This is a genomic window from Bradyrhizobium sp. WSM4874 (genome assembly GCF_055811835.1).
Genome location: NZ_JBVVPR010000060.1, coordinates 25,431 through 34,797, shown reverse-complemented (window position 1 = coordinate 34,797; position 9,367 = coordinate 25,431). Strand labels below are relative to the sequence as shown.

The following is a 9,367-nucleotide window of genomic DNA, read 5'->3' as shown; positions in this document are numbered from 1 at the left end:
CCCCCCCCCCCCCCCCCCCCCCCCCGCCCCCCCCCCCCCCCCCCGCCCCCCCCCCCCCCCCCCCGCCCGCCCCGCGCCGGCGCGCCCCCCCCCCCCCCCCCCCGCGACTTTTCGTCGAGGGGAATCCGACATGGCAGTTATGGCCGAGTCCGCAGCCGCGCAGGTCAAGCGCAGCAGCCTGTGGACCAGAGCATTCGAGAGCCGGCATTTTCTCGGCGCGATGTTCATGGTGCCGGCGATCGCCATCCTCATCCTGTTTCTGGCTTACCCGCTGGCGCTGGGCTTCTGGCTCGGCATGACCGATACCAAGATCGGCGGAGCCGGGCGCTACATCGGCTTCCAGAACTTCGTCTCGCTGTCGAAGGACTCGGTGTTCTGGCTGTCGGTGTTCAACACGATCTTCTACACGGTCGCGGCCAGCGCGGTGAAATTCGCCATCGGCCTTTATCTGGCGCTTCTGCTGAACGAGCGGCTGCCGATGAAGTCGATGATCCGCGCCATCGTCCTGTTGCCCTTCGTCGTGCCGACGGTGCTCTCTGCGATCGCGTTCTGGTGGATCTATGACAGTCAGTTCTCGATCATCTCCTGGGTGTTGATCAAGGCTGGCCTGATCACACGCTATATCGATTTCCTCGGCGATCCCTGGAATGCGCGCTGGTCGGTCGTCGCCGCCAATATCTGGCGCGGCGTGCCTTTCGTGGCGATCACGCTGCTGGCGGGACTTCAGACCATCTCGCCCTCGCTCTATGAGGCCGCCAATCTCGACGGCGCCACCAATCTGCAGCGCTTCCGCCACATCACGCTGCCGATGCTGTCGCCGATCATCGCGGTCGTCATGACGTTCTCGGTGCTGATGACCTTCACGGACTTCCAGCTCATCTACACCATCACGCGGGGTGGACCGATCAACTCCACCCATCTGATGGCGACGCTGTCGTTCCAGCGCGCCATCACCGGCGGCAATCTGGGCGAGGGCGCGGCGATCTCGAACGCGATGATTCCGTTCCTGGTCGCGGCGATCCTGCTCAGCTTCTTTGGGCTTCAGCGTTCCCGCTGGCAGCAGGGCGGGAGGGACTGACCATGACCACGGCAGACGACCAAAGCGTCGGAATGGACTACCTCGAGAGCTTCCCGCGGAAGTTTTTTCGGGTCTACCTTCCGCTCGGCCTGATCATCTTCTTCCTGCTGTTCCCGTTCTACTGGATGGCGGTCGCGACGTTCAAGCCGGACGCGGAAATGTACGACTACGAAAAGTACAATCCGTTCTGGATCGTGCATCCGACGCTGGAGCACATCAAGAAGCTGTTCTTCGACACCGACTATCCGCTCTGGATGTGGAACACCGTGATCGTCTCGGTGTCCTCGACTTTCATCTCCCTGTTCGCCAGCGTCTGCGCCGCCTACGCGATCGAGCGCCTGCGCTACAAGGGCTCGCGCTATGTCGGCCTTGCGATCTTCCTCGGCTATCTGGTGCCGCCCTCGATCCTGTTCATTCCGCTGGCGGCGATCGTGTTTCAGCTCGGCCTGTTCGACGGCAATCTGGCGCTGATCCTGACCTATCCGACCTTCCTGATCCCGTTCTGCACCTGGCTCCTGATGGGCTATTTCCGCACCATCCCCTATGAGCTGGAGGAGTGTGCGTTGATCGACGGGGCGACGCGGCTGCAGATTCTGATGAAGATCACGTTGCCGCTGTCGCTGCCCGGAGTGATCTCGGCGGGCATCTTCGCTTTCACGTTGTCCTGGAACGAGTTCATCTACGCGCTGACCTTCATCTCCTCATCCGAGAACAAGACGATCCCCGTCGGTGCGATCACCGAGCTCGTCAATGGCGACGTCTACCATTGGGGCGCGCTGATGGCGGCGGCTCTGACCGGCTCGGTTCCCGTAGTTATTCTTTATTCCTTCTTCGTGGAGTACTATGTGTCGGCGATGACCGGCGCCGTGAAGGAATGATCGCGGGGCCTGCCTTGAGCGCGCGCCAGGACGAATCGCCGAAACCGGCGCGTTCCGGCCAATAAGAAGGAGTAGGCTCTTGCACATTCTGGTTCTGGGCGCTGCCGGCATGGTCGGCCGCAAATTGTGCGAACGGTTGTTGCGCGACGGCCGGCTCGGCAAGAGCGACATCACCAAGCTGACCATGCATGACGTGGTCGAGCCGAAGACGCCGGAAAAAGCCGGCTTTGCCGTCGAGACCGTGTCGAGCGATTTCGCCGTGCCGGGTGCGGCCGAAAAGCTGATCGCCGGCCGTCCGGACGTGATCTTTCATCTCGCCGCGATCGTCTCGGGCGAAGCCGAGCTCGATTTCGACAAGGGCTACCGCATCAATCTCGACGGCACGCGGATGCTGCTCGATGCCGTCAGGCTCGCAGGCGGCGGCTACAAGCCGCGCGTGGTCTTCACGTCCTCGATCGCAGTGTTCGGCGCGCCGTTCCCCGATGCGATCGGCGACGAGTTCTTCCACACGCCGCTTCTGAGCTACGGTACGCAGAAGGCGATCGGCGAATTGCTGCTGGCCGACTATTCCCGCCGCGGCTTTCTCGACGGCATCGGCATCCGCCTGCCGACCATCTGCATTCGGCCCGGCCTGCCCAACAAGGCAGCATCGGGCTTCTTCTCCAACATCCTGCGCGAGCCGCTGGCCGGCAAGGAAGTGGTCCTTCCCGTATCCGAAGACGTCCGCCACTGGCATGCCACGCCGCGCTCCGCCGTCGGCTTCCTGCTGCATGCCGCCACCATGGACCTCGCAGCGGTGGGGCCGCGCCGCAACTTGACCATGCCGGGCCTGTCGGCGACGGTTGGCGAGCAGATCGCTGCGCTGAAACGCGTCGCCGGCGACAAGGTCGCCGCCCGCATCAAGCGGGAGCCCGATCCCTTCATCGTCGGCATCGTCGGCGGCTGGCCGCGCAACTTCAATGCAAAGCGGTCGCTCGAGCTCGGCTTCACCACCGCCGAGAAGACTTTCGACGACATCATCCGCATTCACATCGAAGACGAGCTCGGCGGCGATTTCGTCGCCTGATCTCTGACTGAGCGGGTAAAGTGATGGCGAGCGTTGCTTGCATCGGCGAATGCATGGTCGAGCTCCGGCAGGCCCAGGGTGGACAATCCGCCGGACATTCCAGCGGGCAGGGCGGCGGCCTCTACTCGCGCGGATTCGGCGGCGACACTCTCAACACGGCCGTGTACCTCGCGCGGCTCGAGGTCAAAGTCGATTATCTCACCGCGCTTGGCGACGATGCCCTGAGCGATGAGATGATCGCGGCCTGGACTGCGGAGGGCGTCGGCACCAGGCGCGTCGTGCGGCTGCCGGGCAAGCTGCCGGGCCTCTACATGATCCAGCTCGATGCGAAGGGCGAGCGCCAGTTCTTCCACTGGCGCGACAGTGCGGCGGCGCGCCAGCTAATGAATCTGCCGGAGACGGACGATCTCCTCAACTCCCTGATGAGCTACGACATCGTCTATCTCTCTGCGATCACGCTCTCGATCTACGACGCGGCCGGGCGCGAGCGCCTGTTCGCGGCGATCAAGCGCGCGCGCCTGCTCGGCACCCGTTTCGTGTTCGACACCAATTTCCGCGCGCGGGGATGGCCGGATCGCGACGTCGCGCGCGAGGTGTTTTCAGCCGCCTTCGCGGCTGCCGACATCGTGCTGACCTCGACCGAGGATCTGCTCGCCCTTTATCCCGGCGAGAGCCACGAGCAGTTGATGGCGCGCATCCCGAGCCCCGAGCTGGTGTTCCGGCTCGCCGATCCGGTCAGCCTGCTGCGTTTTCCCGGGGGGCCCTACGAGGTTCGCGCCGAGCCCATGACTAAACCCGTGGTCGACACCACCGCGGCCGGCGACAGTTTTGCCGCGGCCTATATCGCGGCGCGGCTCGCCGGTTCCGACCCGGTCGAGGCCGCCCAGGCCGGGCACCGCCTCGCCAGCCTCGTGATCTGCTATTCCGGCGCCATCATTCCGGGTTATGCCATGCCGCCGAAGAAACGGCACCGGCCGGCGACGACGCGTCAAGCGACCAAGTGAAACGAAAGCCAAGATGACCACCACTGCCCAGCAGAACCACCTCGTCGCGCTGTTCAAGGCCGCGACCGTCATTCCCGTCCTCACCATCGAGCGGATTCAGGATGCTGTGCCGCTGGCGCGTGCGCTGGTGGCCGGCGGCGTCCGCACGCTGGAGGTGACCATGCGGACCCCCGTTGCGATCGAGGCGGCGAGGGCGATGATGGCCGAGGTGCCCGAGGCGGTGGTCGGCATCGGCACGATTCTGAATCCGGCGGACTTTACGCGTGTCGAGAAGCTCGGCGTTGCGTTCGGCATCAGCCCGGGCTTGACCCCGGACCTCTTGAAGGCCGCCACCCATAGCTCCTTGCCGTTTGCGCCGGGCATCGCCACCGCGTCCGAGCTGATGATGGCGCTGTCCTACGGCTTCGACGTAGCAAAATTTTTCCCGGCCGAGCAGGCCGGCGGCATCAAGGGGCTGCGTTCGCTGGGTGGGCCGTTCCCGAACGTGCGGTTCTGCCCGACCGGCGGGGTCGGCGAGGCCAATGCGGCGACCTGGCTCGCGGAGCCCAATGTGGTCGCGGTCGGCGGTTCCTGGCTGTGCCCGACGGCGGAGATCAGGGCCGGGAACTGGGCCGGCATAACTGCCATCTGCCAGCGCACCCTCCAGGCCCTTAAACCCGCGTGAAGTCTTGCCATCCCTGGGCTAAGACTTAGGTCAGCAAGAGACCGCCAGGGAGAAAGATCATGACCGCCAGCATCGTCGGATGGGCGCATACGCCATTCGGCAAGTTCGACACCGAGACCGTGGAAAGCCTTGTGGTGAAGGTCGCCAATGAGGCGCTGGCGGATGCCGGCATTTCGGCCGGCGATGTCGACGACATCGTGCTCGGCCATTTCAACGCCGGCTTCTCGCCCCAGGATTTTACCGCCTCACTGGTGCTTCAGGCCGACCCGGAGCTGCGCTTCAAGCCGGCGACCCGGGTCGAGAACGCCTGCGCCACCGGCTCCGCCGCCGTCCATCAGGGCGTGCGCGCGATCGCGGCCGGCGCGGCCAGGATTGTCCTCGTTGTCGGCGTCGAACAGATGACGCGCACGCCGGGGCCGGAGATCGGCAAGAACCTGCTCAAGGCGTCCTATCTGCCCGAGGACGGCGACACCGTCGGCGGCTTCGCCGGCGTGTTCGGCAAGATCGCCAGCTCCTATTTCCAGAAATACGGCGATCAGTCCGATGCACTGGCGCTGATCGCGGCCAAGAACCACAAGAACGGTGTTGCCAATCCCTTCGCCCAGATGCGCAAGGACTTTGGCTTCGAGTTCTGCCGCGCCGAGAGCGAGAAGAACCCCTACGTTGCCGGCCCCCTGAAGCGCACCGACTGCTCGCTGGTCTCGGACGGTGCCGCTGCCCTGGTGCTGGCCGACGCGGAAACCGCCAAGGGCATGAGCAAGTCGATCGGCTTCCGCGCCACCGCGCACGCCCAGGATTTTCTGCCGATGTCCAAGCGCGACATCCTCCAGTTCGAGGGCTGCACGGTCGCCTGGCAGCGCGCGCTGGAGAAGGCGGGTGTTGCGCTCACCGATCTCTCTTTCGTCGAGACCCATGACTGCTTCACCGTCGCCGAGCTGATCGAGTACGAGGCGATGGGCCTGACGCCGAGGGGGCAGGGTGCCCGCGCCATCAAGGAAGGCTGGACGCTCAAGGACGGCAAGCTGCCGGTCAATCCGTCCGGCGGCCTGAAGGCCAAGGGCCATCCGATCGGCGCCACCGGCGTCTCCATGCACGTGATGACCGCGATGCAGCTCGCCGGCCAAGCGCCCGAGGGCATGCAGCTCAAGAACGCAAAACTCGGTGGCATCTTCAACATGGGCGGTGCGGCGGTCGCCAACTACGTCTCCGTACTGGAGCCGCTGAAGTAAGCTCCGACCTTGTAGGGTGGGCAAAGGCGCGCAAGCGCCGTGCCCACCTTCTTATCTTGCGCTAGATCATGGTGGGCTCCCCCGGGGCCCTTAAAGCTCATGATCGATTTGCAGGGGATGCATCATGAGCAATGACTACGAAGATTCGCTGTCGATGGACGCACTCAACGATCGCATCGCGATTCTCGAGGACAATATCCGCCAGCTCATCGAGCAGGCCGCGGCCGCCTCGGGTGAGCAGAACGAGTCGCGGATCGCGGATCGCATCAACCAGCAGAATGAGGAGCTCGACCGTCTCCTCAAAGTGCGCGAATCCCGTCAGAAGAAATAGCCGACTTTCTTCGCCGACGCATGCGGCCATACGCCGGCCGCCCTTGCGCGCGCGCCGCCGCTGCCGTTAGCTGGACCGAAATCGCAGGGCTCATCTGAGCCCGCGCAATCGGGAGTGAACGATGGGGCCGCTGAAGGGCATCAAGGTCGTCGACATGACCACCGTGCTGATGGGTCCCTATGCGACCCAGATGCTCGGCGACTACGGCGCAGACGTCATCAAGGTGGAGTCTCTGGACGGCGACGTCACCCGCCTGATTGGTCCGATGCGGCACGCCGGCATGGGCCCGGTGTTCCTCAATACCAACCGCAGCAAGCGCTCGATCTGCCTCGACCTGAAGAAGCCCGCCGGCCGCGAGGCCGTGCTGCGCTTGCTGAAGGACGCCGACGTGCTCGTCTACAACGTTCGCCCGCAGGCGATGGCGCGGCTTCAACTGGACTATGACGTTGTTTGCAAGATCAATCCGCGGCTGGTCTATGCCGGCGTGTTCGGCTTCGGCCAGGACGGGCCGTATGCCGCAAAGCCCGCCTATGACGATCTGATCCAGGGCGCCACCGCGCTGCCGGCCTTGATGGCGCAGACCGGTGACGGCGTGCCGCGCTATGTGCCGAACGCACTGGTCGATCGCATCGTTGGCTTGACCGCTGTCGGCGCGATCTGCGCCAGCCTCGTCCACCGCGACCGGACCGGGCAAGGCCAGCGCGTCGACATCCCGATGTTCGAGACCATGGCCGGCTTCGTCATGGGCGACCACATGGGCGGTCTCACCTACGAGCCCCCGCTCGACAAGGGCGGTTACGCCCGACACCTCTCGCGCGACCGCAGGCCCTACAAGACCTCGGACGGCTATCTCAGCGTCATCGTCTACAACGACAAGCAGTGGGAGAATTTCTTCAAGGCGACGGGGCGCGACGACCTGCGCGCCGACGCGATGTTCGCGACATTCGCCGGCCGCGCCGCCAATATCGACGTCGTCTATGCCGAACTCGCGCGCATCTTCGAGACGCGCAGCACCGAGGAATGGATCGACCTGCTCACCAGGGCGGACGTGCCTGTGATGCCGATGCACGACCTCGCGTCGATGCTGCACGATGAGCATCTGGAGGCGACCAACTTCTTTCCGGTGGTGAACCATCCAACCGAAGGGCCGATCCGGAGTATGAGGGTGACGGCGACCTGGTCCGAGACCGAGGCCGAACCGGTGCGGCTTGCGCCGCAGCTCAACGAGCACGGCGCGGAAATCCTGCGTGAGATCGGCTATTTCGCCGACGAGATCGACGCCATGGTCCGCGATGGCGTTACCCGTTCGCCGCCCCGGAATGACGATGCACAGGTGCGTCCGTGAGCTTCATCACCGGCGTCGGCCTCACGCCTTTCGGCAAGCACGAAGGTTCGTCCTCGCTCGACCTGATGAGCAGGGCCGCGCAAACCGCGCTCGACGATGCCGGGCTCAACCGCGCCGACGTCGACGGCATCCTCTGCGGCTACTCTACCGTGTCGCCGCACATCATGCTGGCGACCGTCTTTGCCGAGCATTTTGGCATCCGCCCCAATTACGCCCACGCCGTCCAAGTCGGCGGCGCGACCGGGCTCGCGATGACCATGCTCGCGCATCATCTCGTCGAAGCGGGCGTCGCCCGCAATGTGCTCGTCGTCGCCGGCGAGAACCGCCTCACCGGGCAGAGCCGCGATGCCTCGATCCAGGCGTTGGCGCAGGTCGGCCATCCCGACTACGAGGTGCCGCTCGGCCCGACCATTCCCGCCTATTACGGCCTGGTCGCTAACAGATACATGCACGAATACGGCGTGACCGAAGAAGACCTCGCCGAATTCGCGGTGCTGATGCGCGCCCACGCCTGCAATCATCCCGGTGCGCAATTCCAAGATCCCATCGAGGTCGCCGACGTCATGGCCTCGAAGCCGGTGGCGATGCCGCTGAAGCTGCTCGATTGCTGTCCGGTGTCCGACGGAGGCGCCGCCTTCGTCGTCAGCCGCGAGCGGACCGGAGAGGCCGGCGTGCGCATTCGCGGCTGTGCCCAGGCTCATACCCATCAGCACGTCACTGCAGCGCCCGCCCTGAGTGAACTCGGCGCCGAGATCTCCGTCGCCCGCGCCAGGGAGGCCACCGGCCTCGCGATTTCCGACGTGCGCTACGCCGCGATCTACGACAGCTTTACGATCACGCTCGCGATGCTGCTGGAAGACCTCGGCCTTGCTGGCCGGGGCGAGGCAGCCGCGCGCGTGCGCGCCGGCCATTTCAGCCGTGACGGCGCGATGCCGCTGAACACCCATGGCGGCCTGCTCAGCTACGGTCATTGCGGCGTCGGTGGCGCCATGGCGCATCTTGTCGAAACGCATCTGCAGATGACGGGGCGGGCGGCGAATCGTCAGGTGCGCGACGCCTCGATCGCGCTGCTGCACGGCGACGGCGGCGTGCTGTCGTCTCACGTGACCATGTTCCTGGAGCGGATGCGATGAGCGAGCGTCTGGGCGACTGGACCAATGGCGAACACGCCGTCACCTATCAGACCTGCGGCGCATGCGGCCATGTGCAGTATTTTCGACGCGCCTTCTGCATGGCCTGCGGCGCGTCCGATCCGCGCGAGCAACGCGCCAGCGGCAAAGGCAGGGTCTACGCGGCCTCGCTGGTCTGCCGCGCCGCGACGCCTGAGACGCGGTCCCACGTGCCCTACAACATCCTGCTGGTCGATTGCGCCGAGGGTTTTCGCATGATGGCGCATGGTGAGAATAATCTCGCCATCGGCGATGAGGTCAGTGCGAGCTTCAAACTGTTCGCTGGGAAGATTGTGCCGTTTTTCACGAAGAGATCATAGTAGGATTCGTCATTCGGGGGCGGTCCTGAGAGACCGAGCCTGGAACGGGAATTCTGGGCCTGACCTGTGCGAGGGCCACCCCGGAATGACGAAAGCTCTCACCCGACTCTTAACTAGCGCCCGTAGAACAAGATGCTGGCGATGACGAGCATCGCCATCACCGCCAGCATATGCGCGAACGCTTCCGAGGCCGCCCCCTTGGTGGCTTCCTTCATGCCATTTTCTCCCTAGACTTGGGCGTGACTCATCGATGCGCGGTTAGCGCCCGACGGCCAATTGTTTT

10 protein-coding genes are annotated in these 9,367 nt (G+C 64.9%); all 10 read left to right on the top strand.

The genetic code is table 11. The annotated features are described in order from the left end of the window. Positions 1–130 precede the first annotated feature (130 nt). The 10 genes from AC0L3P_RS35740 (at position 131) to AC0L3P_RS35695 (ending at position 9,084) form a co-directional block, all read left to right on the top strand. Positions 131–1,078 (top strand): carbohydrate ABC transporter permease, encoded by a 948-nt coding sequence (locus AC0L3P_RS35740; protein WP_473308867.1) that lies wholly within the window; start codon positions 131–133, stop codon positions 1,076–1,078. A 2-nt stretch (positions 1,079–1,080) separates the two neighbouring features. Beyond that, positions 1,081–1,956 carry a carbohydrate ABC transporter permease gene (locus tag AC0L3P_RS35735; RefSeq protein WP_007592322.1) on the top strand — a complete coding sequence of 292 codons (876 nt, stop codon included), beginning with the start codon at positions 1,081–1,083 and terminating at the stop codon, positions 1,954–1,956. A gap of 79 nt (positions 1,957–2,035) precedes the next feature. After that, positions 2,036–3,022, top strand: coding sequence for a D-erythronate dehydrogenase (gene denD, locus AC0L3P_RS35730; RefSeq protein WP_473308866.1), 987 nt, complete (start codon positions 2,036–2,038; stop codon positions 3,020–3,022). Between the two features lie 23 nt (positions 3,023–3,045). Next, positions 3,046–4,026: a sugar kinase gene (locus AC0L3P_RS35725; protein WP_275167333.1), complete on the top strand. Its 981-nt coding sequence runs from the start codon at positions 3,046–3,048 to the stop codon at positions 4,024–4,026. 13 nt (positions 4,027–4,039) lie between these two features. Beyond that, entirely contained in the window at positions 4,040–4,690 is a 651-nt protein-coding gene (gene eda / locus AC0L3P_RS35720; RefSeq protein ID WP_275167332.1) for a bifunctional 4-hydroxy-2-oxoglutarate aldolase/2-dehydro-3-deoxy-phosphogluconate aldolase, read from the top strand. A gap of 59 nt (positions 4,691–4,749) precedes the next feature. Next, a complete protein-coding gene (locus tag AC0L3P_RS35715) occupies positions 4,750–5,919 on the top strand; it encodes an acetyl-CoA acetyltransferase (protein WP_473308865.1) in 1,170 nt (389 codons plus the stop codon). A 124-nt stretch (positions 5,920–6,043) separates the two neighbouring features. Beyond that, positions 6,044–6,250: a hypothetical protein gene (locus AC0L3P_RS35710; RefSeq protein ID WP_007592312.1), complete on the top strand. Its 207-nt coding sequence runs from the start codon at positions 6,044–6,046 to the stop codon at positions 6,248–6,250. 121 nt (positions 6,251–6,371) lie between these two features. Continuing rightward, a complete protein-coding gene (locus AC0L3P_RS35705; protein ID WP_275167330.1) occupies positions 6,372–7,595 on the top strand; it encodes a CaiB/BaiF CoA transferase family protein in 1,224 nt (407 codons plus the stop codon). Further along, positions 7,592–8,728 carry a thiolase family protein gene (locus tag AC0L3P_RS35700; RefSeq protein WP_275167329.1) on the top strand — a complete coding sequence of 379 codons (1,137 nt, stop codon included), beginning with the start codon at positions 7,592–7,594 and terminating at the stop codon, positions 8,726–8,728. Before AC0L3P_RS35705 ends, AC0L3P_RS35700 begins: the two co-directional genes overlap by 4 nt. Next, positions 8,725–9,084, top strand: coding sequence for a Zn-ribbon domain-containing OB-fold protein (locus tag AC0L3P_RS35695; protein ID WP_473308864.1), 360 nt, complete (start codon positions 8,725–8,727; stop codon positions 9,082–9,084). Before AC0L3P_RS35700 ends, AC0L3P_RS35695 begins: the two co-directional genes overlap by 4 nt. Positions 9,085–9,367: the final 283 nt, after the last annotated feature.